The following is a 25,735-nucleotide window of genomic DNA, read 5'->3' as shown; positions in this document are numbered from 1 at the left end:
CCCCTTGGCTTCAGAAACGAATCGAACAAAAGAGGAAAGACATGTTGCGTGTGATTACCGCCAACCTTAACGGCATCCGCTCGGCGGCCAAGAAGGGCTTTTTCGACTGGTTCGGCGAACAGGGCGCCGACGTGCTTTGCGTGCAGGAAATCAAATGCTCGCAGGATGACATGACGCCGGAGTTCATGGCGCCGCATGATTTCACCGGCTATTTCCAGCATGCGGTAAAAAAGGGTTATAGCGGCGCGGGCGTCTATACGCGTCATGAGCCGGACGAAGTGGTCATCGGCTTCGGCAGCGAGGAGTTCGACCCGGAAGGGCGCTACGTCGAGCTGCGTTTCGGCAAGCTGTCGGTGGTCTCGGTGTATGTGCCGTCGGGGTCGAGCGGCGACGAGCGCCAGCAGGCCAAGTTCCGTTTCATGGACGAGTTCATGCCGCATCTCGCCGAGTTGGCGAAGGAGCGCGAGGTGATCGTGTGCGGCGACGTGAACATCGTGCACAAGGAAATCGACATCAAGAACTGGAAGAGCAACCAGAAGAATTCGGGCTGCCTGCCCGAAGAGCGCGCATGGCTCGACAAACTGTTCGACAAAGTCGGTTATGTGGACGTGTTCCGCACGCTCGACCAGCGGCCCGAGCAGTACACGTGGTGGAGCAATCGCGGTCAGGCGTATGCGAAGAACGTCGGGTGGCGGATCGATTACCAGATCGCGACGCCGGGCATCGCAAGCAAGGCGAAGCGCACCGACGTGTTCCGCGATATCAAGTTCAGCGACCATGCGCCGCTGACCGTCGACTACGACCATAAGGTCGAAGAGTAAACCTGCCGGCAGCGGCGCGTGCAGCGCAGTGGCTTGCCAGCAGTCGGTAGAAGCGGGGTATCAGTCGCGCGCAGGCTTGCGGGTCGGCCGACCGATGCCTGCGTAATCGGGCAACTCGTCGACGCTCTTGCCGATTGCCTTCGCGTACAGCGGCAGCATGTCCGGCAGCCGCTTGATGATGTCGTCGCGGCGCGCCGGCGTGTACGGGTGCACGTAGATGAAGCCCTGCTCGCGACTGCCGCGCGTCGCCTGCGCGAGCTTATCCCACAGCGTGACCGCCGCGCGCGGATCGAAGCCGGCGCGCGACGCGATATCGCTGCCAATCACGTCGGCTTCGGTTTCGTCGGTGCTCTCGTACTTCATTTCCAGCAGACGCGAACCGATGCCGAGCGGCGCCATGCCCAGATCGGCGAGGCCGAACAGTTGCGGAATCGTGCCGGACGAATCGAGCTGGCTCGCCTGCAACTGACCGAGCCGCATGCGCGCGTGCTCGCGCAACGCGTGCGCGATCTCATGGCCGATCAGCATGCCGACCTCGTTGTCGTTCAGGCGGACGCGATCGAGAATCCCGCTATAGACGACGATCTTGCCGCCCGGCAGGCAGTACATGCGGATGTCGTTCGAGCGCACCACCGCGACTTCCCACTTCCAGAGCTTGGCTCGCTCGTTCCATTTCAACGAGTACGGAATCATCCGGTCGATGATCGAGCGCACGCGCGTCACGCGCGCGTCCGTCTCGCCGTACAGGCGGTTCGCGTGGCTGGCGCCGTAGACGATCTGGCTGAACTCCTCGGCGGCCTGCGCCTCGAGCATCGACGACGGAATCAGGTTGCGGAACACCATGTAGCCGCCGTAGCGCAGTTGCGGGCTCACGTAGTAGGGCGGCGGGACGGCCGCGGGGGCCGATGCCGCGGCGGGCGCTTTGGCGGTGGCGGGGGGGTGCGCGGGCTGCGGCGCGGAGCCGGAAGTAGCGGCGCCCGGAGCGCTACCGCTAGCGCTGGGCGTGCTCGGGGCACCGGCGTTGGCACCGGTGCTGTTATCCGCGCCAGGATTGGCACCGCCGGCGCTGTTGTTGCCGCTGCTGCCGGCTGCAGCCGAAGTCGCGTTTTCCGCGGCGCTGGTGCCGCTGGTCGCGGACCTGGCCGCAGGCATCGGGGCCGGGTTGGGCGTCGCACCGCTGGTGGTCGCGGCGGCGGCGCCCGGCGCGGGCGCTTGCGCGCCGCTCACCGGGCTGGCGCCAGTCGCCGGCGTGCCGGCCGCATAGGCGCCCGCCGGCATCGCCAGCGCGACGCTCGCGCAACCGAGGACGCTTACGGCGCTGAGTGTGGTGCGGCGCGCGCGGGTCGGAATCGGTACCTTCACGACCGGTCCCTCCACGGCGCGATACGCACCAGCAGCAGCATGCCGGGCACCGCGAGCGCGGTGCAGAGGATGAAGTAGTCGAACCAGCCCATCCGCGCGACCACATAGCCGCTCGCCGCCGACGCGAGCGTGCGCGGCACCGACGCGAGGCTCGTGAACAGCGCGAACTGCGTCGCGGTGTAGCGCGGATCGGTGGTGCTCGCGATATACGCGGTGAACGCGGCCATCGTGAGACCGGTGGCGAAGGTCTCGAAGCCGTACACGAGCGCGAGCGCGACCGAGCGTGGATCGAGCTGCACGCTCCAGTCGATGCCGACGAACGACAGCAGCTTCGTCGTCCCCTGGCTCAGTGCGACGGCAATGTCGTAAATCGCGGCAAGTCCGGGCGAATCCGGGCCGAGATGCGCGAGCCACGCGAAGCCGAGCGTCGACACCATCTGCAGCAAACCGAAGATCCACAAGCCGCGGCCGATGCCGATCTTCATCAGCCAGATCCCGCCGACGATGCCGCCCGCGAGACTCGCGCCGAACGCCGTGGTCTTGGCGATCACGCCGATCTGCGTGCGCGAAAAGCCGATGTCGAGGAAGAACGACGTGGACAGCGTGGTCGCCATCGTATCGCCGAGCTTGTATAGGAAGATGAAGCCGAGCACGAAAAGGGCAGCGCGCCAGCCGTCGCGCTGAATGAATTCCCTGAACGGCTCGACGATCGCCTCGCGCAGGTTCTTCGGCGGCTCGCCGTGCACCTCGGGCTCGCGCACCACCAGCGTCATCAGAACGCCCGGCAGCATGAACGCGGCCGTCACGATGAAGACGGTGCTCCACGGCAGATGATCGGACAAAATCAGCGCGAGCGAACCGGGCACGAGCGCCGCGATCTTGTACGCGTTCACGTGCACCGCGTTGCCGAGGCCCTGCTGCGTGTCGCTGAGCAATTCACGCCGGTACGCGTCGATCACGATGTCGGAGCTCGCGCCGAAGAACGCGACCAGAGCGGTCAGCGCGGCGACGGTCCAGATCGATTCGCGTGGCGACACGAAACCGAGCGTCGCCATCGCGCCGGCCACGAGCAATTGCGTGACGAGCATCCAGCCGCGCCGTCTGCCGGGCCGCCAACCGGGCACGCGCGGTACGTAGCGGTCCATCAGCGGTGCCCAGACGAATTTCCAGGTGTACGGAAACTGAATCAGCGCGAAGAGGCCGATTTCCTTCAGATTGACGCCTTCCGAGCGCAGCCACGCCTGCACGAGGTAGACGAGCGTAAACAGCGGCAATCCCGACGTGAAGCCAAGAAAGACGCAAATCAGCATGCGCGTATTCAAAAACGCGCGCCAGCCGGGATGTTCTTCGTGAGCGGTAAGTGCGGGCGCCTCGTGCGGCGGGTTCGACATGTGGATAAGTGACGTTAGCTTTTCTTGACGCGATAGACCGCAAGACTACCACGCCAGTTCACGCCCCAACGCACCACCTGTCCGTCATGCAGCACGACGCGATCGAGAATCTCGATGCCGACTTCGGGCGCGAGCGCTTCGAAGTCCTTGATCGTCAGCACACGCACGTTCGGCGTGTTGTGCCATTGATAAGGCAGCGACTTCGACACCGGCATACGCCCCTGCAACACCGACAGCCGATGCGCCCAATAGCCGAAATTCGGAAACGACACGATGCATTGCTTGCCGACGCGCACCGTCTCGCGCAGGATCGCCGCGGTCTGATGAATCGTCTGCAGCGTCTGCGACAGCACCGCGAAATCGAAGCTGCCATCTTCGAACAGGCGCAGGCCGTCTTCGAGATTCTGCTGGATCACGTTGACGCCCTTCTGCGTCGCGGCGAGCACGCCGGCGTCGTTGATCTCGATGCCGTAGCCCTGCACGTCCAGTTCTTCGTTCAGCAGCGACAGCAACGAGCCGTCCGCGCAGCCGAGATCGAGCACGGTCGCGCGCGGTTCGACCCAGCGGGCGATCGCGCGGAAGTCCGGGCGCAATGCCAGGTAATCAAGCGCTCGCTGGTTCATGCGTTGACCTCGTTTGCAATGCGTTCGTAGTAGGCGCGCAGCAGGTTGTGATAGCGCGCATCGTCGAGCAGGAAGGCATCGTGGCCGTGCGGCGCGTCGATCTCCGCATAGGTGACCGTGCGCTTGTGGTCGAGCAGCGCCTTCACCAGTTCGCGCGAGCGTGCCGGCGCGAAACGCCAGTCGGTCGAGAAGCTCGCGATCAGATACTTGGCGGTGGTGTGCGCTAGCGCGGCGGTCAGATCGCCGTCGAAGGCCTTGGCCGGATCGAAGTAGTCGAGTGCGCGCGTGATCAGCAGGTAGGTGTTCGCGTCGAAGTAGTCGGCGAACTTGTCGCCCTGATAGCGCAGATACGATTCCACTTCGAATTCGACGTCGAAGCTGAAGTTGTAGTCATCGAGCGCGCCTTCCGCGCGACGCAGCGAGCGGCCGAATTTTTCGGCCATGTCGTCGTCCGACAAATACGTGATGTGGCCGATCATCCGCGCGACGCGCAGGCCGCGCTTCGGTTTCACGCCGTGCGCGTAGTAGTTGCCGCCGTGGAAGTCGGGGTCTGACAGGATCGCCGAGCGTGCGACCTCGTTGAACGCGATGTTCTGCGCGGACAGTTTCGGCGTCGATGCGACCACGATGCAATGCGCGACCCGCTCCGGATACATCATGCTCCACGCGAGCGCCTGCATGCCGCCGAGACTGCCGCCCATCACGGCGGCGAAGCGCGTGATGGCCAACCCCTCGGCGACGCGCGCCTGAGCGTTGACCCAGTCTTCGACGGTGACGACCGGAAAGGTCGCGCCATACGGCTTGCCGGTCGCGGGGTCGATGCTCATCGGCCCGGTCGAGCCGAAGCATGAGCCGAGGTTGTTCACGCCGATCACGAAAAACTTGTCGGTATCGAGCGGCTTGCCCGGGCCGACCATGTTGTCCCACCAGCCGATGTCCTTCGGATTGTCGGCGTACACGCCCGCCACGTGATGCGATGCGTTCAGCGCGTGGCACACGAGCACCGCATTGCTGCGCGCGGCATTGAGCGTGCCGTAGGTCTCGACCATCAGGTCGTAGCCTGCGAGCGAGCTGCCGTTGCGCAATGGCAGCGGCTCGGTGAAATGCATTTTTTGGGGAGCGACGATGCCGAGGGATTCCATTCATTCCGCCATTGAGTCAACAGGGCGGCTAAACGGCGTCGGCGAAGCACGAAGAGAAGGACGGTGTGCGCAGCTGACGACCTCTTTAGCCGCATTTATAGTGAACCGCGGGCCTGGGGCCAAGGGTTCGCGCGCCCGCAATCGAGTCAGCAAATCGGCGCGTGAAAGGGTGTGAAACCGGGTGCAACGTGTTTCGGGATGCCTTGGCGCGGTCCGTTATGCATCGGAAGGCCGCGGCAACATCAGGCGCAAAGTATAGCGGAAAATTCCGCGCGGCAGCGGCACGGGCGATGCCGCGCGAAGGGTGCGAGTCCTCGCGGACTACTGAAGAATCAGCAGCAGTTGCTCGTGCGCGTGTTCGGCGGGCGGCCGCGCGAAACCGCTGCGCACATAGCGATGCCAGCGGCCGATCACATAGCTCACCACCAGGCTCGCGCGAATTGCGGGATCGTAGTCGGCAGGCAACGCAGTGGATTGCGGTGCGGTCTGCGCGCCGGCGTTGCCTGTGACGTCGTTATTCGCACGGGCAAGCGCTTCGGTCTGCGCGAGCCGCAAGCACTGCTTCAGCGATGCCTCGATCCGTTGGAGCATCTGGTTCACGCGCTCGGTGAGTCGCTCGTGCTCGCCGATCAGTGCCTCGCAGGTCAGCACGCGCGTCATGCCGGGATTTTTCGCGGGAAAGTTGAGCAGCATCAGCGCGATCGCGCGCGCCTGCAGCACGCCGTTGTTTTCGTGATTGGTGATCTGGTTGATGAGGCCGAACAGTGTCTGCTCGATGAACTCGATCAGACCTTCGAACATCTGCGCCTTGCTGGCGAAATGGCGATACAGCGCGGCTTCCGACACACCTAGCCGGGCGGCGAGCGCGGCCGTGGTGACCTTCTCGCGCTTCGGCGCCTCGAGCATGCTGGCAAGCGTCTGCAGGATGTGCACGCGACGCTCGCCCGGCTTCGGACGCGGCGAGCGTGTGGCGGCCGGCGCCGCGGGGGAGGCTGCGGCTGAGGTTTCGTCAGGCTTGTCGATCGGCTGCATGGCTGTGGTCCCCCGGCTGATGTCGTTGGCGGCTTTCGTCCCTACTGTCCCGGCTTGCGTCCCTTCCATCGAACCGAGCGCGTGCCCAGTCGTAGCGATTTTAGCGAACGAATGCTGCGGTCGACATAATGCGGCCGGCCGGTGCCCGGCAGGCGCGTCGGTACACCGTCCGCGTGCGGCTTGCGCGGCAGGTGCCCGGTGATCCACACGGTGCGGATGCCGAGCCGTCGATAGTTTTTCAGGTGCGAACGCGTGTCCTCGACGAGGAACGCGTCTTTCAGCGACACGTGCGCGTCGCGCATCGCGCGGCGCAGCATCGCGTGATCGGGCTTCGCGCGCCATTGGCGGCGATCGCGCATGTGCTCGATCGCGATCACGCGCTCGAATAGCCGCTCGATGCGCAACTCGGCGAGCACGGCGCGCGCGTAGGTTTCGGGCGCGTTGGTCAGCACGATCTTGCGGCCCGGCAGCGCCGCGATCAGACGCGCGACGCCGCGCTCGTGGCGGATCATCGAGCAGAGGTCGGGGAACGTGTGCACGACCTTCAGGAAGTCGTGCGCGTCGAGCGGATGGTGGCGCGTGAGACCGAGCAGTGCTGCGCCGTAGCGCAGCGTGTAGCCGGTGCGCAGACGGTTGGCTTCGTCGATGTCGACTTGCAGCGCGTCGATGATGTACTGGGTCATGCCGCGATTGATCGCGGGGAAAATGGCATGTGATGCGCGGTGCAGCGTGTTGTCGAGATCGAACAGCCAGACGGGCTTGCCGCCTGCGAGGTCAGGACGGCGGCGCCGCGAAGTGGGGGTGCGCATGGTGGATTTCTTCAGCCGCTGACGGGCGTTTCATGCTGCGGATGCACAGAGATTGCCACATCAACGCTCGGGGGCGCGCATGGACTGCCGGCCGCGAGGTGGGGCACAGGCGTCGCGCCGCTCGGACGCAACCCCTGTGCCGGGGATGCCGCAACGATCAATGCGAGCGGATCATCGTGCCGAACGGCTGTTCGGTCAGAATTTCGAGCAGCACCGAGTGCTCGATGCGGCCGTCGATGATGTGCACCGAGCGCACGCCGCTCTTCGCCGCATCGAGCGCGGAGGAGATCTTCGGCAGCATGCCGCCGGAGATCGTGCCGTCTTCGAACAGACCGTCGATTTCGCGCGCCGACAGGTCGGTCAGCAGATTGCCTTCCTTGTCCATCACGCCGGGGATGTTGGTCATCATGACGAGCTTTTCGGCGTTCAGCACGACCGCCAGCTTGCCCGCGACGAGATCCGCGTTGATGTTGTACGACAGGCCGTCTTCGCCGAAGCCGATCGGCGAGATCACCGGAATGAACGCGTCGTCCTGCAACGCCTTCACGACCGCCGGGTTGATCGACTCGACTTCGCCGACCTGGCCGATGTCGACGTACTGGCCCGGAGTTTCGCGATCCGGCATCAGCATCTTGCGCGCGTGGATCAGGCCGCCATCCTTGCCGGTCAGGCCGACCGCGTGGCCGCCGAAGTGGTTGATCAGCATCACGATGTCCTGCTGCACCTCGCCCCCGAGCACCCATTCGACGACTTCCATCGTCTCTTCGTCGGTGACGCGCATGCCCTGGATGAACGTGCCCTGTTTGCCGATTTTCTTAAGCGCCTGGTCGATTTGCGGACCGCCGCCGTGCACGATAACCGGGTTGATGCCGACCAGCTTCAGCAGAATCACGTCGCGCGCGAAGCCCTGCTTCAGACGCTCTTCGGTCATGGCGTTGCCGCCGTATTTGATGACCACGGTCTTACCGTGATACTGACGGATGTAAGGCAGCGCCTCGGCCAGAATTTCGGCTTTCAGGGTGGGCGCAATCTGCGAGAGGTCGGGAAGCTCGGACATGGCGGCAGGCTCGGGCACGGAACAGTTAAAACAGCGCGAATTGTACAGGACTGGCGCGCTGCAACAGGGTTTTCGGCCGCGGCGCGAGCGACGGGCGGTGCAGGCTTGGCGTACCGCACCATGACGGGCCGCGGGGGTGGCGAACAGCAAGCGTAACGCACTTGCGTGACGGCTGTGCATTGGCCGAACGGACGACTGCACCTGAGCGTGTCAGTCATGGCATCATGGCTTGATGAATGTCCCCGGCCCTGAGCGCCGATCTGCGATGAAATCGTATTCCCCCCGCTCCGAACGCAGCGCACGCTGTCCGCGCTGCGGCAATGCTTTCGACTGCGGCATGCAGACTGAGCCGTCCAACTGCTGGTGCCGCGCGCTGCCGCCGCTACCGGTCGAGCGGTTAAAGCCAGGCGGCCGGTGTCTGTGCCCGGAGTGTTTGGCCGCGGAGATTGCACAGGCGACATACGAGGCGAGTGAGCATGAGCGGCCGTGATGGTCGGGTTTGCCCCGGGGCCGATCAGAAACCGCCGACGCGTGGCGATGCTGCGCCACCAGCGCCCGCAGATCGCGCGCAATCGCTTCCAGCGCCGGCTCCCATTCGCCGAACCGCGGCTGCCGATCCGGGGCGATCGCGTCGGCCTGCCGGCTGGCCATCTGCAGCGCGTAGCCGGCGCGCAATTGTGCGACGGCGTTTCCCGGGTCGAGTGGGGCAATAATGGCGGGCGTCGTCGAGCGGGTGCAGTTTGGCCGCGGCGACGAAGCAACGGGCTTCGTCTGCCGCGGCGCCACTGGCTCGGGCCGCGGCGGCGTAACGGGTAGACTAGGGTCATGCACCGTATAACCAACACCGGCCGCGTCAATCTCGGCCATCTGTTCTGGCTGCGCAGCCTCGCGATCATCGGTCAGCTGCTGACGATCGCGTTCGTGCAGATCTTCATCGGCGCCAATCTGCCGTTGCCCGCGATGCTGCTCGTGATCGGGCTCGAAGTGCTGTTCAACGCGCTCACGTGGTGGCGCGTGTCGCAGCAGCGTCCCGAGTCCAACCTCGAGCTGTTCGGGCAGATCTGGGTCGATCTCGGGGCGTTGTCGGCGCTGCTGTTCCTGTCCGGCGGCACCACCAACCCGTTCGTGTCGCTGTACCTGCCATCGCTTGCGATCGCGGCGGCCGTGCTGCCGTGGTATCTGATGGCCTGGCTCGCGGCGTTCGCGGTCGCCTGCTACGCGATGCTCAGTTTCGATTCCGTGCCGCTCAATCTCGAGAATCCCGCCAACCTGTTCGACTACTACCGCTCGGGCATGTGGGTCAACTTCATGGTCAGCGTGGGGCTGATTGCGTGGTTCGTCGCGCGCATGTCCCGAGCGCTGCGGCTACGTGACGCAGCGCTTGGAGAAGCGCAGCAGCGCTTGCTCCACGACGAACGGGCGGTCGCGCTCGGCGTGCAGGCGGCCACCGTGGCCCACGAAATCGGCACCCCTCTGTCTACAATCGCGATGTTGTCCGAAGAATTGCGCGACGCGGCGCGGACCGACGCGGGACTCGCCCCCTACCGCGCCGATCTCGAGCTGCTCGAGCAGCAGATGATGCTGTGCACGTCGGCGCTCGCGCGGTTGCGCAGCCGCGCAACGACCACGACGAACCGCCAGCCGGTCGACGAATGGCTCGAATCATTTGCCGAGCAATGGCGCCTGCGCCATCCTCACGTGAAGTTCGAGCGGCTTGGCACACCGCCCGCCGATGTCAGTCTCAACGACACGGTGGCCGTCAGCCAGATACTGACGATCCTGCTCGACAACGCCGCGCGCGCGAGCCGCGATCACGTGACACTGTCCTGCGTGCTCGCGCCACGCGGCGACCAGATCGTGTTCGAAGTGTGCGACCACGGTCCGGGCATTCCGGCCGCGCTGCGCGGCTCGCTCGGCGCGATGCCGGTGGAGAGCACGCAGGGCGGTCACGGCGTCGGCCTGTATCTGGCGTTTTCGGCGGCGGCGCGTCTGAAGGGATCGATCGAGCTGACCGACGCCAACGGCGGACGGCCGCGCGGCACGCGTGCGGTGCTGCGACTACCACTCGCCGCGCGCAAGATTTCCGGAGCGAGCCCACATGGCGCCGCGCCGTCCAACACGGAGAAACAGGCATGAGCGAAAAGAATTTTCTGGTGATCGACGACGACGAAGTGTTCTCCGGCATCCTCGCGCGCGGCTTGACGCGGCGCGGCTACACGGTGAGCGAAGCACACAACGCGGACGAGGCGATCCGGCTCGCGAATCAGCAGAAGTTCAGCGAGATCACCGTGGACCTGCATCTCGGCAACGACTCCGGCCTGACGCTCGTCGCGCCGTTACGCGATCTGCAGCCCGATGCGCGCATGCTCGTGCTGACCGGCTACGCGAGCATCGCCACCGCGGTGCAGGCGGTCAAGGACGGCGCCGACAACTATCTCGCAAAGCCCGCCAACGTCGAGACGATCCTGTCGGCGCTGCAAAGCGAGGCGAGCGCGTTGCAGGCCGAGGAGGCGATCGAGCATCCGCAGCCGCTGTCGGTGGCGCGGCTCGAATGGGAGCATATCCAGCGTGTGCTTGCAGAACACAACGGCAATATCTCGGCGACCGCGCGCGCGTTGAACATGCATCGGCGCACGTTGCAGCGCAAGTTGGCGAAGCGGCCGGTGAAGCAGTAGGCGGCGATCTTCTGGCGCGGCGTTGGCTGTTCGAGGCGCCGCCGCGGGAAGGGCGGCACAAAACAAAACGGGCTGCCTATGCGAAGGCAGCCCGTTTTTCATGCATCAGCGCTTCGCACTGTCACCGCGCATGTCAAAGCACGTAGCGCGACAGATCCTCGTCTTCGGCGATTTCGTTCAACGCGCTATCGACATACGCCGCGTCGATCTGCACTGCACGGCCCGAATGATTGCCGGCCGAGAACGACACTTCTTCGAGCAGTTTTTCAATCACCGTATAAAGACGCCGCGCGCCGATGTTCTCGGTCTTCTCGTTGACCGAGTACGCGATCTCGGCGAGACGGCGGATGCCGTCGTCGGCAAATTCGAGGTGCACGTCTTCGGTCGCGAGCAGGGCCTGGTATTGCTTGACGAGGCTCGCGTCCGTCGACACGAGGATCGATTCGAAGTCGTTGACCGACAGCGAATCGAGCTCGACGCGAATCGGGAAGCGTCCCTGCAGCTCGGGAATCAGATCGCTCGGCTTCGCGAGATGAAACGCGCCGCTCGCGATGAACAGGATGTGATCGGTCTTCACCATGCCGTACTTGGTGTTGATCGTCGTGCCTTCGACGAGCGGCAGCAGATCGCGCTGCACGCCCTGACGGGACACTTCACCGCCCCCCGCTTCGTTGCGCGACGCGATCTTGTCGATTTCGTCGAGGAACACGATGCCGTTCTGCTCGACGTTCTGCACCGCCTTGCTCTTCACCTCTTCGTCGTTCAGCATCTTGCCGGCTTCTTCGTCGGTGAGCACCTTCAGCGCTTCCTTGACCTTCATCTTGCGGCGCATCTTCTTGCCGCCGCCGATGTTGGCGAACATCGAGCGGATCTGCTCGGTCATGTCTTCCATGCCCGGCGGCCCCATGATGTCCATGCCGACCTGCGGCTGCTCGACGTCGAGCTCGATTTCCTTGTCGTCGAGCTGGCCTTCGCGCAGGCGCTTGCGGAACGTTTGACGCGTCGTGCTGCCTTCATCGGCGGTGTCGGTCGAGCTCGAGCTCGAACCGAAGCCGACCGGCCGTGCGGTTGGCAGCAGGATGTCGAGGATGCGGTCTTCGGCCAGATCGCCGGCCTTGGTCCGCACTTTGCGCATTTCGGTTTCGCGGGTCTGCTTGACCGAAATTTCGATCAGGTCGCGCACGATACTGTCGACGTCGCGGCCCACGTAGCCGACTTCGGTGAATTTGGTCGCTTCGATCTTGATGAACGGCGCGTCCGCGAGCTTCGCGAGACGCCGCGCGATTTCGGTCTTGCCGACGCCGGTCGGTCCGATCATCAGGATGTTCTTCGGCGTGATTTCCTGGCGCAGCGGTTCGTCGACCTGCTGACGGCGCCAGCGGTTGCGCAGCGCGACCGCCACGGCCTTCTTCGCGCGGCCTTGGCCGATGATGTGTTTGTCGAGTTCGGAGACGATCTCGGCGGGGGTCATGGTGCTCATCGATGGGTCCTTACTCGATCGTCTCAATGACGCGGTTATGGTTCGTGTAGATGCACATGTCGCCGGCGATTTCCAGCGACTTCTCCACGATGTCGCGCGGCGACAGCTCGGTGTTGTCGGCAAGCGCCTTCGCGGCCGCCTGTGCGTACGCACCGCCCGAGCCGATCGCACAGATGCCGCCTTCGGGATCGAGCACGTCGCCGTTGCCGGTGATGACGAGCGTGGTGGTCGCGTCCGCGGCGATCAGCATCGCCTCGAGACGACGCAGCATGCGGTCGGTGCGCCAGTCTTTCGCGAGCTCCACGGCCGCGCGCGTCAGATTGCCCTGATGTTTTTCCAGCTTCGCCTCGAAGCGGTCGAGCAGCGAGAAGGCATCCGCCGTGCCGCCGGCGAAACCGACCAGCACCTTGCCGTTGTAGATGCGCCGGACCTTCTTCGCGCCGCCTTTCATGACGATGTTGCCGAGCGTGACCTGGCCGTCGCCGCCGAGCGCCACCTTGTTGCCGCGGCGCACGGAAACGATCGTCGTGCCGTGAAATTGCTCCATATGCGTTCCTCTTTGCAAAACGGGTAGGACGCGGCAGCGCTGTGCGCTACCGCATGAATCCAGTCAGCGGACGGCGCGCCGGCTGGCGCGCTCGTGAGCGCATGTCCGATCTATTTTAGGGCGCGCGCGGTCATATCAAGATCCGCCGGAACGCATAGGACGAAAAACCGAAAATCCGCTCAGGGAGCCTGAGAAACGAGGCGGGAAGGGATGGCGGGGCGGGACGGATGGCGGAGCATGCGCGGATGTCGCGCAAAAAGAAAAGGCGCACGGTTCACCGTGCGCCTCTCGACGAAGCAGCGTTTTCAGGGCGCTAAGCCGAAGCCGCGCCGCAGATAATCAGTCGCCGAACAGCTTCTGGCGCAGTTCGCGGCGCTCCTGGGCTTCGAGCGACAGCGTAGCCGTGGGCCGCGCGAGCAGACGCGGAATGCCGATCGGCTCGCCGGTTTCCTCGCACCAGCCATAGTCGCCCGCCTCGATTCGCGCGATCGATTGCTGCACCTTCTTCAGCAGCTTGCGTTCGCGGTCGCGCGTGCGCAGTTCGAGTGCATGCTCTTCCTCGATCGTGGCGCGATCGGCCGGGTCCGGCACGATGACCGTTTCGCGCAGGTTCTCGGTCGTCTGGCCGGCATTGCGGAGAATGTCCGCCTGCAACTGTTCGAGCCTGTTCTTGAAGAAGGCGAGCTGATCCGCATTCATGTAATCCTTGTCGCTCATCTTCAGGATTTCGGCTTCGGTCAAGAGTCGTTTCGTCGTCATCTGGCTTACTTCTTCAATGTGAGGCAAAACTCATAGGGCCCGCACTTTCGTATTGCCCGCAAACGCGTCGCGCGGACGCGCAGCGCAGAGTGGCCACGAACGTTGGACTGTCGTGACGCCGAAGCGCCTGGCGCCCACACACCGGGCGTTGCTAGCTACGCCGCTGCGGGGCCGAACTCCTCTGGAAACCGATTCACACATGCTCCTGAGGCATCGCTCGCCGACGAGCGCGTGCCCTTTCAGGCCGCGCCCGCCGGCGTTTTCGGCGTGTCTCCGGACAAGATTTTCCGGCGCCGTTTCAGGCCCGTCGCGGGATACGCGCGACCGGGCAATTCGTTGTCATTCTCCAGTGGGCACGTATTGTAACTGAATCACAATACGGCACCGCAACTGCTGAAAGCCGGCCTGCGGCGCTGCGATATCCCGAAAATATAACGCGCAGAAAGCCAAAAAGCGATGGTCGCGCACGCTTTAATACAGCAGGGTTTTCACGCGTTTTTCATATGGCCTGGATTCGAAAGGCCTCGCCGCCGCGGCGGCGCAGTTTCAGCAGAGGATTCACGCCCGCGCAGTCGGCGGCGGGCGTCTCACCGCACTAGAAGTAGCACGGCGCATGCCGCGCTGCGCGCGGCATGTCGTGGGCTTGCTCCGAGGCTTGCTTGCACGACGGCGCTGCGCCCGCTCAGGCGAGGCAGGCGTCGAGACCGTCGGTGATCAGATCGCGCGGCAGTTCGATGCCAATGAACACCATCTTGTTGGTCTTCTTCTCGGCCGGTTGCCATTTCGCGGCGAGGTCGCTGCCCATCATTTGATGCACTCCCTGGAACACGACCTTGCGATCGACGCCCTTCATGTACAGCACGCCCTTGTAGCGCAGCAGGTGCTCGCCATAGATCTGCAGGATGCCGCCGAGGAAGTCTTCGAGCTTGTTCGGATCGAACGGACGATCGCTGCGGTACACGAACGACTTGATCTTGTCGTCGTGATGCGCATGATGGTGATGTCCGTGATCCGGGCCTTCGTGATCGCAATGGCCATGGTCGTGATCGCAATTGGCGTGATCGTCGTCATGGTCGCCGTGCGTGTGGCCGTGCTCGTCGTGCGCGTGCGCGTGGCTATGCGCGTGTTCGTCTTCACTCAGGAAGTCCGGATCGATTTCGAGCTTCGAGTTCAGGTTGAAGCCGCGCAGATCGAAAATTTCCTTGATGTCCGCTGCGCCGAAATTAACGACCTTGATCGTAGCCTTCGGGTTCATGTGCAGCAGGCGGTGGCGCAAATCGCCCACGTGCTGCTCGTCGACGAGATCGGCCTTCGTGATGAACATCCGGTCCGCGAAACCGACCTGGCGCTGCACCACTTCGTGCTCGTCGAGCTGATGGTTCGCGTGCTTCGCGTCGACCAGCGTGATGATCGCGTCGAGCAGGAATTCGCTTGCGATCTGGTCGTCCATGAAGAAGGTTTGCGCGACCGGGCCCGGATTCGCGAGGCCGGTGGTTTCGATCACGACGCGGTCAAAGTCCACTTCGCCCGCCTGCTTCTTCGCGGCCAGATCGTTGAGCACGCGCGACAGGTCGCCGCGAATCGTGCAGCAGATGCAGCCGTTGCTCATCTGGATGATCTGCTCGCTCGTGTCCTGCACGAGGATCTCGTTGTCGATGTTCTCTTCGCCGAACTCGTTCTCGATGACGGCGATCTTCATGCCGTGCTTTTCGTTCAGGATGCGCTTGAGCAGGGTGGTCTTGCCGCTGCCGAGAAAGCCGGTCAGGATGGTGACTGGAATCATGTGGGTCGCCTGTAAGTCGTGAAACGGTGCGTGATCGGACGCTAGCGCAAGGCTAGCCAGATGCGTTAGGCGGGCCGCCGCAGCCAGACGGCGCGGGCCCCGTCCAGCCGGTCATTGAAACATATTTGCCAGGCGGGCGCAGGGGCGGCCGCGCTGCGGCCGGCTGATGGCCGCCTGCGCGGAGACGGGCCGCTGCCGCCGCCACGCGCAATCACCGGGAAAATAAGGGCAATCAGGCGATTTGCAACAGCAGCCCCTTCAGATACTCGCCTTCGGGGAACGCAGTGAGCAGCGGATGATCGACGCCCGCGCCAAGGCGCTTCAGGATGCGTGCGTCGACGCGTGCGTCGGCGGCCGCGCCCGACACGATCTTCTGAAACAGCTCGGGATCGATCGCGCCCGAGCACGAGTACGTGAACAGCAAACCGCCCGGGCGCAGCAGCTTCAGGCCCGTCAGATTGATGTCCTTGTACGCGCGCGAGGCGCGGTCCACGTGCTCGCGCGATGGCGCGAATTTCGGCGGATCGAGCACGATCAGGTCGAAGCGTTCGCCTTCGTCGTAGAGGCGCCGCAATGTCTTGAACGCGTCGGCGTCGAGCCAGGTCGCGCGGTCGGCGTCGAAGCCGTTGGCCGCGACGTTCTGCTGCGCGAGCGCGAGCGCTTCACCCGACGAATCGACCGACACCACGCGCTTTGCGCCACCCTTGAGCGCCGCGAGCGAAAAGCCGCCGGTGTAGCAGAAGCAGTTCAGCACGTCGCGATCTTTCGCGAACTGCTGCACGAGCAGGCGGTTATCGCGCTGGTCGACATAGAAGCCGGTCTTGTGGCCGTTGCGCACGTCGACGTGATAGCGCACGCCGTTTTCGCTCGCGATCAGCTTCTCGGAAGGCGGCTCGCCCGCGAGCACGCCGGTGATCTGCTCGAGCCCTTCCTTCTGACGGATCGACACGTCCGAGCGCTCGTAGACGTTCGGGCAGCCGGTCGCGCCGACCAGCGCCGCGACGATCGCGTCCTTCCACGCTTCGACGCCGGCCGCCATGAACTGACAGACGATCTGGCTGCGCTGATCCGCGTCCTCGGCGACGTAGTAATCGACGATCAGGCCCGGCAGACCGTCCGCCTCGCCGAAGATCAGCCGCACGGCGCCGGTGTCGCGCACCATCGCCTGACGATGCGCGAACGCGCGCTGCACGCGGCGCTTGAAGAACGCGTGATCGATCGGCTCGGCTTCGTCGAAGCTCCAGACGCGCGCGCGGATCTGCGAGTGCGGGCTGTAGGCTGCGCGGGCGAGAAAGCGGCCATCGTGCGCGCGCACGAGCACGGTCGCGCCGGGCGCGGGGCGGCCGTCGACGTGCTCGATCGCATTGGCATAAACCCACGGATGGCGGCGCAGCAGCGATTTTTCTTTCGACGGTTTGAGCGTAACGGTATTCATCAGGTGTAGGTAAAGTGCAAGCGAAGGCGGCGCGTCGTGGCGCGCGGCGTCGGTCGCGTGATCAGTTGCGTTTCTTTGCGCGAGGATGCGCGCTGTCGTAGACGTGGGCGAGGTGCTGGAAATCGAGGCCCGTATAAACCTGCGTCGCGGTGATGCTCGCGTGGCCGAGCAGTTCCTGCACGGCGCGCAGGTCGCCGCTCGACTGCAGCACGTGCGTCGCGAACGAATGGCGCAGCACGTGCGGATGCACGTTGGCCGGAATGCCGGCGGCGAGCGCCGCGCGCTTCACGCGCTCGCGCACGACGTTCGGCGACAGCCGGTTGCCGCGCGCCGACAGGAACAGCGGATGCGGATCGTGGCGGACCATCGGTTCGCGCACCGCGAGCCATGCGTTCAGCGCCGCGACCGCCTTGCTGCCCACCGGCACGACGCGACGCCGATTGCCTTTGCCGAGCACTTCGACTTCGCCGGAATCGAGTTTCAGCCAGCCGGCCGAGCGATAGCCGTCGACGTCGGCGAAACGCACGTCGAGGCCGACCAGTTCGGCGAGGCGCAGGCCCGACGAGTAGAACAGCTCGAGCATCGCGTGATCGCGCAGGCCTTCGGGCGAGTCGGCGGGCGGGCTGTCCATCAGGCGCGCGGTGTCGTCGACGGAAAGCGCCTTCGGCAGCGTTTTCGCCTGCTTCGGCGCGCGCACCGCGGCGACCGGATTGGCCGGCAACTCGACGTGGCCCGCGAGCCAGCGATAAAACGCACGCCATGCCGACAGCCGATGGCCGATCGACCGCGCGGTGAGACCGCCCGCGTGCGCGCGCGCGACGGCGCCGCGGATGTCGACGGCGGTGAGGCTTTCGAGCGCTCGGCCTTTGGCGAGCTGCTTCAGTTCCGCGAGTTCATGCGTGTAGCCGCGCAGCGTGTGCGCCGACAGCCGCCGCTCGTGCTCGAGATGCGACAGGTAGGCGGCGATCGGGTCGGCGGCGGTCACGGTACGCGGTGACGTTGCGTGGCGCGGCTCAGCGCGGCAGCAGCCGGCTCAGCGCGGCGCTCGCGAGCGCGCCGATCTGCGTGAGGAAATCGGTGGCCATGCCTTCGTGGAAGCGCCGCGGGTCGGATGAGCCCATCACGAGCAGGCCGAACGTCGGCGCGTCTTCGGCGCCTTCGGGGTCGCGCAGCGCGAGCAGCGCGATCGATTCGGTGCTCTGCGCCGTCCCGTTCGACGCGACGCCGAGGTCGTCGGTCGCGCTCGTTGTCGCGCTTGCCGCCAGGTTGGTCGTCCCGTGGGACGCGACCGCAGCTTGCGCGAGCCATTGCGCGGCCTCGAAGCCGGTGTTCGCGCCGCAATACGGCGTACTCAGGCTGCCCGCGAAAATGCGCACTTCCTCGCTGACGTGGCGCGCGAAGTCCGCTTGCGCATACGGCTCGGCGACGTCCCACACGCGCAGAGCCGCTTGCGGCACGTCGAAGATGTCGCGCAGTCCGCCGGCGATCGTGCGCGGCAGCGCGTATGGATCGCGCTCGGCCATCACACGGATGGTCCAGCGGTTGAATTTCGACGCGATGCTGTCGTTCTCGTGACCGTAGCGCAGCAGTTCGGCAAGACGCCGCTCCAGATGCTTGTTCTTGTCGCGCAGCATCTCCATCTGCCGCTCCTGCAGCGACACCGCGGCTTTGCCGTGCGGGTTCGCGAGCCGGATCGTCGCGAGCGTTTCCGCGTGTTCGACGAAGAATTCGGGATTGGCGAGCAGGTATTCGGCGACTTCGCGATCGTTCATGGTTTCGGCTAGAGGACTACGGGACGGCCGCCTGACGGCGGCGCGTCGGTCAATGAGTTAGACGGAGGGCGCCATGTCGGCCGGGCTGGACGGATTGTGCTGCGTCGAGTCCGACGAGGCGCTCGACGCCTCTTCGGCCAACTCGATCTCCCCTTCGAAGACGGTGGCTGCGGGGCCGGCCATCAGCAGCGGCGCGCCTGGGTGCGCGCTGTCCCACGTGATGGTCAGATCGCCGCCGTGCGTATGTACGAGCACCGGCGAATCCAGCAGCCCGCGCCGGATGCCGGCCGCGACCGCCGCGCACGCGCCGGTGCCGCACGCCAGCGTTTCGCCCGCGCCGCGTTCGTAGACGCGCAGCCTGATCTCGTTGCGGTCGACGATCTGCATGAAGCCCGCGTTGACCCGCTGCGGGAAGCGCGTGTGCCGCTCGATGGCCGGACCTTCGACGAGCACCGGGAACACCTCGGCATCGTCGACGACCTGCACGGCGTGCGGATTGCCCATCGACACGACCGACATCCAGCGCGTCGTGCCGTTCACGTCGAGCGGCCAGAGCGTATCCTCGCCTTCGCGGCGGCCTTGCAGACCCTTGGTCGCGAACGGCACGAGTTCGGGATCGAACACGGGCGTGCCCATGTCGACGATCACTTCGCCGTTGTCCTGCATCGTCAGCGTGATTGTGCCTTTCTGGACCTGCACGCGCACGCTGCGCTGGTCGGTGAGGCCGCGCTCGCGCACGAACTTGACGAAGCAGCGCGCGCCGTTGCCGCAGTGTTCGACCTCGCCGCCGTCGCAATTGAAGATGCGATATCTGAAATCGACGCCTTCGACGGTCGGCTTTTCGACCAGCAGCAACTGGTCGGCGCCGACGCCGAAATGGCGGTTCGCCAACGCGCGCACCTGCGCCGTGGTTAGATCAACCGGTTGGGTATAGCCGTCGAGTACGACGAAGTCGTTGCCCGCGCCGTGCATTTTGGTGAATTTGAGCTTCACGTTTTCCGTGTATCCGTTGCTGCGTAGGGCTTCGCGCGTGCGGGCGGAGCCGAAAATCCCGGCCTCACCGGCCGTTGGGTGAATCACCCATTGGAGCCATGCTCGGCCAATAGCAGATGATACACGTTGGCACATCGGAAACGGTACGACAGGCAAGGAGCCCAGCCCACCTTCAATACACCCCCGGCACTCCCGGCGGGCGTGTCTTGAACCGCTTGTGCACCCAGTAATACTGCTCGGGCATCAGCGGAATCTGCTCTTCGAGAAACTCGTTCATGCGTCGCGCATCAGCGTCATCGTCGCCGGTCGGATAGTCGTCCCAAGGTTTGAAGACCTTGAGCCGGTAGCCCTTGTAGTTCGGCAGCACCTCGCCGATGAACGGTACGACCTGCGCGTGCCCGACCTTGGCGAGACGGCCGACTGCGGTCAGCGTGCAGGTCGGCACGCCGAAGAACGACACGAACGTCGAATTGCGCGCGCCGTAGTCCATGTCCGCGCCGAGCATCACTGGTTTGCGTTCGCGCAGCCAGCGCAGCACGACGCGCGCGCTGTCCGCGCGGCTCGCCATGTCCGCGCCGAAACGCGCGCGCGCTGCTTTCGCGGCTTCCTCGAACTCCTGATTCGACATTGGCTGATAGAGGGAGCCGCACTGGCGCTTCAGCGAGTAGTTCAGAAAGATCGAACCGGCCTCGATGCCGACAAAATGAAAGCCGAGAAACAATGTGGGCGGCAGGTTCGGGTCCGTCAGGTCGATCGCGCTGTCGAGCTGGATCAGCTTTTCGAGCTTCTTCGCCGAGCCGAACCACTGCACGCTGCGCTCGAGATAGCTGCGGATCGCATGGCGGAAGTGCTTTTGCGCGACGTCCTCGCGGCGCTCGTCGCTCCAGTCGGGGAAGCACAGCTTCAGATTGGTATGAACGATGCGCTTGCGACGGCTCGGGATCTGGTAGAGCAGCCAGCCGATCCCGTCACCGAGACGGGCGACGAATCCGTAAGGCAACAGCGCAAAGAGTTTGAGCAGCCCGATCGCGAGCTTCGCGCCGTAGCGGCTCAGCATGCAGCCTCCAGGCGCGCGGCGCCGCAGGGGGCGAAATTGTGGAAAGCGGAAAAATTAACGTGATACCGCACTCGTTTCGACTCTGTGACATTCAAAGGAAGTCGCTATAATAAGGGCTTCGCCGAGTTAATAGACAACTTGCGGGGCGAAGCCGGCGGGTGCGGTCCATGGGTTTCCATGGGTTTTGCGTCCATCGGTCAGGTAATCCGCTAAAGCGTCGCCGCTTCAGACTCCCGAAGTCGGCTACGTGGAACGCAACTGTAACCACTAACAGGAGTCTGCAACGTGGCAAACGACTATCTCTTCACTTCCGAATCCGTTTCCGAAGGCCATCCCGACAAAGTCGCGGACCAGATCTCGGACGCGATCCTCGACGCCATCCTCGCTCAAGACAAGTACTCGCGTGTCGCGGCCGAAACGCTGTGCAACACGGGTCTCGTCGTGCTGGCCGGTGAAATCACCACCACCGCGAACGTCGACTACATCCAGATCGCGCGCAACACGATCAAGCGCATCGGCTACGACAACACCGACTACGGCATCGACTACCGCGGCTGCGCGGTGCTCGTCGCCTACGACAAGCAGTCGCCGGACATCGCCCAGGGCGTGGACCGCGCGCACGACAACAACCTCGATCAAGGCGCGGGCGACCAGGGCCTGATGTTCGGTTACGCGTGCGAGGAAACGCCGGAACTGATGCCACTGCCGATCCACCTGTCGCACCGCCTCGTCGAGCGTCAGGCGAATCTGCGCCGCGACGGCCGTCTGCCCTGGCTGCGTCCGGATGCGAAGTCGCAGGTCACCGTGCGCTACGCAGACGGCAAGCCGCATTCGATCGACACCGTCGTACTGTCCACCCAGCATTCGCCGGACATCGAGCTCGACACGCTGCGCGAAGCGGTGATCGAGGAAGTGATCAAGCCGACGCTGCCGGCCGAGCTGATCAAGGGTGACATCAAGTTCCTCGTGAACCCGACCGGTCGTTTCGTGATCGGCGGTCCGCAGGGCGATTGCGGTCTGACGGGCCGCAAGATCATCGTCGATACGTACGGCGGCGCGGCGCCGCACGGCGGCGGCGCATTCTCGGGCAAGGATCCGTCGAAGGTGGACCGCTCGGCAGCGTACGCCGGTCGTTACGTCGCCAAGAACATCGTGGCCGCGGGCCTCGCGTCGCGCTGCCTGATCCAGGTGTCGTACGCGATCGGCGTCGCCCAACCGACCTCGGTGATGGTCAACACGTTCGGCACCGGCCGCGTGTCGGATGCGACGATCACGGAACTCGTGTGTCAGCATTTCGACCTGCGTCCGAAGGGCATCATCCAGATGCTCGACCTGCTGCGCCCGGTCTACGAGAAGAGCGCGGCGTATGGTCATTTCGGCCGCGAAGAGCCGGAATTCACGTGGGAAGCCACCGACAAGGCGCTCGCACTCGCTGAAGCGGCAGGCACTGAGCCGGTCGCGGCGCTTGCCGAATAAGGGCGAGCCGATCGCCGCTTGAAAGCAAACAAACCCCGCCGGCGTGAGCCGGCGGGGTTTTTCTTTGTCTATCGATGGCGTAGCGATGCCGCCGCGCGAAGCACGTCGTCGAGGCGGCGCGCTCGGCTCGAAGTCTTGCGGTGCTCGAAGTCAGCCCGGCGGTGAACGGCCAGCCGGTCGGCAGATCAGCGGTCTAGCCACTCAACGCGCAACTGCAACTCACCGGCCCAGCAATCTCACCGGCTCGCAAACGCAAACGCAAACGCGAACCACCCGCCGCTGCTCGTCGACAGGCGACGCGGTCGGCGGCTCGCAGGCGTGCGCACCGCCGGCGCGCGTTTCGCGACCGCGAGGCGCAACGGTGTCGGTTTGCGCAGCAGCGTGCGCAGCGACAGACGGCGCGTGCCGCTCTGCTGGCGTAGCGCCGAGAAGAACGTATGGAACCAGGTCCGAAAGCCGTCGACGGCCTTCGCGTCGCGCCACTGCTCGCCGAGCGCGCGGGTGCGCGCGGCATGATGGCGCAGCGCCCGCATCATATGGCGGCGCGCGGGACGCGCCGCTTTCAGCGCGGCGCGGGTAAGACGGGTGCTCAAAAGAGTATGCATGGCTTCACATTTAGGCAATGAACCGCACGTCGGCGCGTGCACCGGATGTGCACGGACAAACAGCACCATATGTGCCAATGACGGGGTAGCGATGAACGGCCTGAAAGCCGGAGATTCGGTGCGGGTCGTGGCGCGGGAGATTGCGACGCGAAACAGGGCGCACAGCGCAGCGATGGTACAACGCGGAGAAACCAACGGCACGGGCCCTGACGGCCTGCGCACAACAGAAAACTGCGTGAGCGACGAGCGACATGCGAGCAGGCTACACGGGAATCATGACGTCAGAAAGTCGGTTATTACCCTGCGAGACCGGATTTCTCCGCGGATCGAATCGTCGCGGATGCCAGTCTGCTGTCACCGCTTACGGGCGATTTGCGTGCGCGTTTGCCCAGCTAATGTGCGGTGCGGGCGCCGCGCGCCTGAAACCGGTGCATTGGCGCGCCGCGAAAAGCGAAGGCGACCGGCGCAAAAGATCAGCAGGACGCAGGAGCCTCTCGCGGTGAACCAACGCACCCCGATCGCGCCCGTTTTACAATCGAACATCAGCTAGTCGACAGTAACGGAACGCCATGTCACTCCATTCGAAGAAAGAACAGATTCAAACGTTGCGGGAGCAGGGTTTTGTCGTCGTGCCAGGACTCGTGTCGCCCGAGCGTTGCGACGAGCTGAAGCGGATCGCGCAGCGGCAACTGCAGGAAGCGGCGGCGCCGATCGAATTCGAAGCGGATTTGCAGTATCCGGGCGCGCCGTCATCGAAGGATGCTCCAGGCGGACATACGGTGCGGCGCCTGCTCGACGCGTACGGTCGTCACCCCGCGTTCGCGCAATGGGCGACCGCGCCCGAAATCCGTGGCTGGATGGAGCTGTATTTTGGCGAGGAACCGCGTCTGTCGCGCGCGCATCACAACTGCATGATGACCAAGCACCCCGCGTACGGCAGCCTGACCGGCTGGCATCGCGACGCGCGCTACTGGTCGTTCGAGCGCGACGATCTGATGTCGGTGTGGCTCGCGGTCGGCCCGGAAACCGTCGATAACGGCGCGCTGTGGTTCGTGCCGCAATCGCACGGCGCCGCGTTCACATCGGACCGTTTCGACGAAGCGAAGTTTTTCCGCACGGATCTCGCCGAGAACGAGGCCGCGATCCGCACGGCGGTGTCGCCCGAGTTGAAGACTGGCGACGTGGTGTTCTTTCACTGCAACACGCTGCACTCGGCCGGCAAGAATCTCAGCGATGAGGTGAAGTTCTCGCTGGTGTTCACCTATCACGGCGCAAGCAATGTGCCGCTGCCCGGCACGCGCTCGGCCGCGAAGCCCGAGATCGCGTTCTAGATTATTTTGGTCGCGGGCCTCGCGCCGACGCTCAGCGCTTGCGCCCCGACATCGCGATTCCCGTCAGCCCGGCGAGCGTCGCCACCACGCCCGCGACGATCAGCACGATCGCCTTGTTGCTCGGCGAGCCGGTAAAGAAGCGCGACATGTCGCTGCTCACCGAATTGAATGCCTGCCCGCCGAAATACAGCAGCACGATACCGCCGACAATCAGCGCGATCGAAATCGCTTTCGTCATCTGCACCTCCCATCAACCTGAACCGGCCAGAGTGTAGGTGAGCCGTGCGTGCTCGTCCATCCCGCATACTGGTTGCGCTGCAAGCGCCGCGTCGATTGGCTAACATAGCGGTCTCGCCGCACCGCGGCGACACCACAACAACAAATCTCGCCAGCAGCACGCCTCCCGCAACGCGCGAATCCTCACGCCCGCCATCCTCGGGCGATCTCATCGACAAGGACACTAGCAATGGCTTACGAAGCAGCTTCAGAACGCTATTCGGACATGCAATACCGCGTCTGCGGCAAGTCGGGTCTCAAACTGCCGGCGCTGTCGCTCGGCCTGTGGCACAACTTCGGCGACACCACGCCGATCTCGACGCAGCGTGACATCCTGCGCACGGCCTTCGACCTCGGCATCACGCACTTCGATCTGGCGAACAACTACGGGCCGCCGTACGGCAGCGCGGAAACCAACTTCGGCCGTCTGTTCAAGGACGATTTCAAACCGTATCGCGACGAGTTGCTGATTTCGTCGAAGGCCGGTTGGGATATGTGGCCCGGTCCGTACGGCCAGGGCGGCGGCTCGCGCAAATATGTGCTCGCGAGTCTCGATCAGAGCCTGAGGCGCATGGGTCTCGATTACGTCGACATCTTCTATTCGCATCGCTTCGACGCGCATACGCCGCTCGAGGAAACCGCGGGCGCGCTCGCGAGCGCGGTGCAGCAGGGCAAGGCGCTGTACATCGGCATCTCGTCGTACTCGTCGGCGAAGACGCGCGAAATGGCGAAGCTGCTCGCCGAATACAAGGTGCCGCTGCTGATCCATCAGCCGTCGTACAACATGCTGAACCGCTGGATCGAACACGACCTGCTCGATACGCTCGATGAAGTCGGCGCGGGCACGATCGCGTTCACGCCGCTCGCGCAGGGATTGTTGACCGGCAAGTACCTGAACGGCGTGCCGGCCGATGCGCGCGTCAACAAGCCGGGCGGCGGTTCGCTGAAAGACGAGCATCTGAGTCCGCAGAACATCGAGCACGTGCGGAAGCTCAACGACATCGCGCAGCGCCGTGGTCAGAGCCTCGCGCAGATGGCGCTCGCGTGGGCGTTGCGCGATCCACGCGTGACCTCGGTGCTGATCGGCGCGAGCCGCGCGGAGCAGGTGCGCGAGAACGTCGGCGCGCTGAAGAACCTCGCCTTCTCGGCCGACGAACTCGCCGCAATCGATCGCTATGCGACCGAAGGCGGGATCAATCTGTGGGAAAAGCCGTCGACGGATCAGGCGATCTGATCGCGTGAGGAGCCGTCCGCGCAACAGGCGGACGGACGCAAGGGCAAAACAAAGCCGCACGCTCAGCGTGCGGCT

The 25,735-nt window shown here is 64.7% G+C and carries 25 protein-coding genes; 7 read left to right on the top strand and 18 right to left on the bottom strand.

All coding sequences use genetic code 11. The features are described from left to right. Positions 1-41: 41 nt before the first annotated feature. On the top strand, positions 42-821 hold the full coding sequence (locus OKW28_RS40115) for an exodeoxyribonuclease III (RefSeq protein ID WP_429453658.1): 780 nt from the start codon (positions 42-44) through the stop codon (positions 819-821). Between the two features lie 60 nt (positions 822-881). On the opposite strand, the gene OKW28_RS40110 is transcribed toward OKW28_RS40115, so the two are convergent. The 7 genes from OKW28_RS40110 to argB form a co-directional block, all read right to left on the bottom strand. Beyond that, the gene (locus tag OKW28_RS40110; protein WP_429453656.1) at positions 882-2,198 is read right to left on the bottom strand and encodes a M48 family metalloprotease; all 1,317 of its coding nucleotides are present in this window, start codon (positions 2,196-2,198) and stop codon (positions 882-884) included. After that, positions 2,180-3,574 (bottom strand): AmpG family muropeptide MFS transporter, encoded by a 1,395-nt coding sequence (locus OKW28_RS40105; RefSeq protein ID WP_429453654.1) that lies wholly within the window; start codon positions 3,572-3,574, stop codon positions 2,180-2,182. The genes OKW28_RS40110 and OKW28_RS40105 overlap by 19 nt, the downstream gene beginning before the upstream one ends. 14 nt (positions 3,575-3,588) lie before the next feature. Then, positions 3,589-4,197 (bottom strand): methionine biosynthesis protein MetW, encoded by a 609-nt coding sequence (metW, locus tag OKW28_RS40100; protein WP_090802214.1) that lies wholly within the window; start codon positions 4,195-4,197, stop codon positions 3,589-3,591. Continuing rightward, the gene (gene metX, locus OKW28_RS40095) at positions 4,194-5,339 is read right to left on the bottom strand and encodes a homoserine O-succinyltransferase MetX (RefSeq protein WP_429453652.1); all 1,146 of its coding nucleotides are present in this window, start codon (positions 5,337-5,339) and stop codon (positions 4,194-4,196) included. The genes metW and metX overlap by 4 nt, the downstream gene beginning before the upstream one ends. Positions 5,340-5,660: 321 nt before the next feature. Further along, on the bottom strand, positions 5,661-6,371 hold the full coding sequence (gene slmA, locus OKW28_RS40090) for a nucleoid occlusion factor SlmA (RefSeq protein ID WP_429453650.1): 711 nt from the start codon (positions 6,369-6,371) through the stop codon (positions 5,661-5,663). Between the two features lie 41 nt (positions 6,372-6,412). After that, positions 6,413-7,180: an HAD-IA family hydrolase gene (locus OKW28_RS40085; protein ID WP_429453648.1), complete on the bottom strand. Its 768-nt coding sequence runs from the start codon at positions 7,178-7,180 to the stop codon at positions 6,413-6,415. Between the two features lie 157 nt (positions 7,181-7,337). Then, the gene (argB, locus tag OKW28_RS40080; RefSeq protein ID WP_018419098.1) at positions 7,338-8,237 is read right to left on the bottom strand and encodes an acetylglutamate kinase; all 900 of its coding nucleotides are present in this window, start codon (positions 8,235-8,237) and stop codon (positions 7,338-7,340) included. 265 nt (positions 8,238-8,502) lie between these two features. Between argB and OKW28_RS40075 the strand changes: the two genes are divergently transcribed. From OKW28_RS40075 to OKW28_RS40065, 3 genes are all read left to right on the top strand, one after another. Further along, a complete protein-coding gene (locus OKW28_RS40075; RefSeq protein WP_429453646.1) occupies positions 8,503-8,727 on the top strand; it encodes a cysteine-rich CWC family protein in 225 nt (74 codons plus the stop codon). Positions 8,728-9,062: 335 nt separating this feature from the next. Then, positions 9,063-10,373 (top strand): ATP-binding protein, encoded by a 1,311-nt coding sequence (locus tag OKW28_RS40070; RefSeq protein WP_429453644.1) that lies wholly within the window; start codon positions 9,063-9,065, stop codon positions 10,371-10,373. After that, a complete protein-coding gene (locus OKW28_RS40065; protein ID WP_018419102.1) occupies positions 10,370-10,912 on the top strand; it encodes a response regulator transcription factor in 543 nt (180 codons plus the stop codon). Before OKW28_RS40070 ends, OKW28_RS40065 begins: the two co-directional genes overlap by 4 nt. Positions 10,913-11,045: 133 nt before the next feature. On the opposite strand, the gene hslU is transcribed toward OKW28_RS40065, so the two are convergent. From hslU to OKW28_RS40020, 9 genes are all read right to left on the bottom strand, one after another. Further along, positions 11,046-12,392, bottom strand: coding sequence for an ATP-dependent protease ATPase subunit HslU (hslU, locus tag OKW28_RS40060; RefSeq protein ID WP_429453641.1), 1,347 nt, complete (start codon positions 12,390-12,392; stop codon positions 11,046-11,048). 10 nt (positions 12,393-12,402) lie between these two features. Beyond that, a complete protein-coding gene (gene hslV / locus OKW28_RS40055; RefSeq protein ID WP_184051150.1) occupies positions 12,403-12,939 on the bottom strand; it encodes an ATP-dependent protease subunit HslV in 537 nt (178 codons plus the stop codon). A gap of 339 nt (positions 12,940-13,278) precedes the next feature. After that, the gene (gene dksA, locus OKW28_RS40050; protein WP_090802202.1) at positions 13,279-13,698 is read right to left on the bottom strand and encodes an RNA polymerase-binding protein DksA; all 420 of its coding nucleotides are present in this window, start codon (positions 13,696-13,698) and stop codon (positions 13,279-13,281) included. A 682-nt stretch (positions 13,699-14,380) separates the two neighbouring features. Then, positions 14,381-15,481 (bottom strand): CobW family GTP-binding protein, encoded by a 1,101-nt coding sequence (locus OKW28_RS40045; RefSeq protein WP_429453639.1) that lies wholly within the window; start codon positions 15,479-15,481, stop codon positions 14,381-14,383. Positions 15,482-15,713: 232 nt separating this feature from the next. Further along, positions 15,714-16,916, bottom strand: a complete 1,203-nt coding sequence (locus OKW28_RS40040; protein WP_429453637.1) for a class I SAM-dependent rRNA methyltransferase — start codon at positions 16,914-16,916, stop codon at positions 15,714-15,716. A gap of 61 nt (positions 16,917-16,977) precedes the next feature. After that, positions 16,978-17,901 carry a tyrosine recombinase XerC gene (gene xerC / locus OKW28_RS40035; protein ID WP_429453635.1) on the bottom strand — a complete coding sequence of 308 codons (924 nt, stop codon included), beginning with the start codon at positions 17,899-17,901 and terminating at the stop codon, positions 16,978-16,980. 28 nt (positions 17,902-17,929) lie between these two features. Continuing rightward, entirely contained in the window at positions 17,930-18,688 is a 759-nt protein-coding gene (locus tag OKW28_RS40030) for a DUF484 family protein (protein WP_429453633.1), read from the bottom strand. 57 nt (positions 18,689-18,745) lie between these two features. Further along, on the bottom strand, positions 18,746-19,681 hold the full coding sequence (dapF, locus tag OKW28_RS40025; protein ID WP_429453631.1) for a diaminopimelate epimerase: 936 nt from the start codon (positions 19,679-19,681) through the stop codon (positions 18,746-18,748). Between the two features lie 172 nt (positions 19,682-19,853). Next, the gene (locus tag OKW28_RS40020) at positions 19,854-20,738 is read right to left on the bottom strand and encodes a lipid A biosynthesis lauroyl acyltransferase (RefSeq protein ID WP_429453629.1); all 885 of its coding nucleotides are present in this window, start codon (positions 20,736-20,738) and stop codon (positions 19,854-19,856) included. Positions 20,739-21,023: 285 nt separating this feature from the next. On the opposite strand from OKW28_RS40020, the gene metK reads away from it, so the two are divergent. Continuing rightward, complete coding sequence (metK, locus tag OKW28_RS40015; RefSeq protein ID WP_429453627.1) at positions 21,024-22,214, top strand: methionine adenosyltransferase; 1,191 nt, start codon at positions 21,024-21,026, stop codon at positions 22,212-22,214. A gap of 236 nt (positions 22,215-22,450) precedes the next feature. On the opposite strand, the gene OKW28_RS40010 is transcribed toward metK, so the two are convergent. Then, a complete protein-coding gene (locus OKW28_RS40010) occupies positions 22,451-22,819 on the bottom strand; it encodes a hypothetical protein (protein ID WP_429453625.1) in 369 nt (122 codons plus the stop codon). Positions 22,820-23,388: 569 nt separating this feature from the next. On the opposite strand from OKW28_RS40010, the gene OKW28_RS40005 reads away from it, so the two are divergent. After that, positions 23,389-24,150, top strand: coding sequence for a phytanoyl-CoA dioxygenase family protein (locus OKW28_RS40005; protein ID WP_429453623.1), 762 nt, complete (start codon positions 23,389-23,391; stop codon positions 24,148-24,150). 31 nt (positions 24,151-24,181) lie between these two features. On the opposite strand, the gene OKW28_RS40000 is transcribed toward OKW28_RS40005, so the two are convergent. Further along, positions 24,182-24,388, bottom strand: a complete 207-nt coding sequence (locus OKW28_RS40000; protein ID WP_429453621.1) for a DUF3185 family protein — start codon at positions 24,386-24,388, stop codon at positions 24,182-24,184. A gap of 228 nt (positions 24,389-24,616) precedes the next feature. Between OKW28_RS40000 and mgrA the strand changes: the two genes are divergently transcribed. Continuing rightward, positions 24,617-25,660, top strand: coding sequence for an L-glyceraldehyde 3-phosphate reductase (mgrA, locus tag OKW28_RS39995; protein WP_429453619.1), 1,044 nt, complete (start codon positions 24,617-24,619; stop codon positions 25,658-25,660). Positions 25,661-25,735 lie beyond the last annotated feature (75 nt).

It is taken from the genome of Paraburkholderia sp. 40, from assembly GCF_050434105.1.
GTDB classification, from domain to species: Bacteria; Pseudomonadota; Gammaproteobacteria; order Burkholderiales; family Burkholderiaceae; genus Paraburkholderia; species Paraburkholderia tuberum.
The sequence above is the reverse complement of the archived record's forward strand: the minus strand, read 5'-3'. Positions and strand labels throughout refer to the sequence as shown.

Bases quoted from the DNA above. Each gene is read 5' to 3' on its own strand.
- hslU (WP_429453641.1), bottom strand. From the start codon at position 12,392: ATGAGCACCATGACCCCCGCCGAGATCGTCTCCGAACTCGACAAACAC.
- OKW28_RS40075 (WP_429453646.1), top strand. From the start codon at position 8,503: ATGAAATCGTATTCCCCCCGCTCCGAACGCAGCGCACGCTGTCCGCGC.
- OKW28_RS40000 (WP_429453621.1), bottom strand. From the start codon at position 24,388: ATGACGAAAGCGATTTCGATCGCGCTGATTGTCGGCGGTATCGTGCTG.
- OKW28_RS40065 (WP_018419102.1), top strand. From the start codon at position 10,370: ATGAGCGAAAAGAATTTTCTGGTGATCGACGACGACGAAGTGTTCTCC.
- argB (WP_018419098.1), bottom strand. From the start codon at position 8,237: ATGTCCGAGCTTCCCGACCTCTCGCAGATTGCGCCCACCCTGAAAGCC.
- hslV (WP_184051150.1), bottom strand. From the start codon at position 12,939: ATGGAGCAATTTCACGGCACGACGATCGTTTCCGTGCGCCGCGGCAAC.
- OKW28_RS40040 (WP_429453637.1), bottom strand. From the start codon at position 16,916: ATGAATACCGTTACGCTCAAACCGTCGAAAGAAAAATCGCTGCTGCGC.
- OKW28_RS40085 (WP_429453648.1), bottom strand. From the start codon at position 7,180: ATGCGCACCCCCACTTCGCGGCGCCGCCGTCCTGACCTCGCAGGCGGC.
- OKW28_RS40010 (WP_429453625.1), bottom strand. From the start codon at position 22,819: ATGCATACTCTTTTGAGCACCCGTCTTACCCGCGCCGCGCTGAAAGCG.
- OKW28_RS40020 (WP_429453629.1), bottom strand. From the start codon at position 20,738: ATGCTGAGCCGCTACGGCGCGAAGCTCGCGATCGGGCTGCTCAAACTC.
- OKW28_RS40105 (WP_429453654.1), bottom strand. From the start codon at position 3,574: ATGTCGAACCCGCCGCACGAGGCGCCCGCACTTACCGCTCACGAAGAA.
- dksA (WP_090802202.1), bottom strand. From the start codon at position 13,698: ATGACGACGAAACGACTCTTGACCGAAGCCGAAATCCTGAAGATGAGC.
- metW (WP_090802214.1), bottom strand. From the start codon at position 4,197: ATGAACCAGCGAGCGCTTGATTACCTGGCATTGCGCCCGGACTTCCGC.
- mgrA (WP_429453619.1), top strand. From the start codon at position 24,617: ATGGCTTACGAAGCAGCTTCAGAACGCTATTCGGACATGCAATACCGC.
- slmA (WP_429453650.1), bottom strand. From the start codon at position 6,371: ATGCAGCCGATCGACAAGCCTGACGAAACCTCAGCCGCAGCCTCCCCC.
- OKW28_RS40070 (WP_429453644.1), top strand. From the start codon at position 9,063: ATGCACCGTATAACCAACACCGGCCGCGTCAATCTCGGCCATCTGTTC.
- metX (WP_429453652.1), bottom strand. From the start codon at position 5,339: ATGGAATCCCTCGGCATCGTCGCTCCCCAAAAAATGCATTTCACCGAG.
- OKW28_RS40045 (WP_429453639.1), bottom strand. From the start codon at position 15,481: ATGATTCCAGTCACCATCCTGACCGGCTTTCTCGGCAGCGGCAAGACC.
- OKW28_RS40030 (WP_429453633.1), bottom strand. From the start codon at position 18,688: ATGAACGATCGCGAAGTCGCCGAATACCTGCTCGCCAATCCCGAATTC.
- OKW28_RS40115 (WP_429453658.1), top strand. From the start codon at position 42: ATGTTGCGTGTGATTACCGCCAACCTTAACGGCATCCGCTCGGCGGCC.
- OKW28_RS40005 (WP_429453623.1), top strand. From the start codon at position 23,389: ATGTCACTCCATTCGAAGAAAGAACAGATTCAAACGTTGCGGGAGCAG.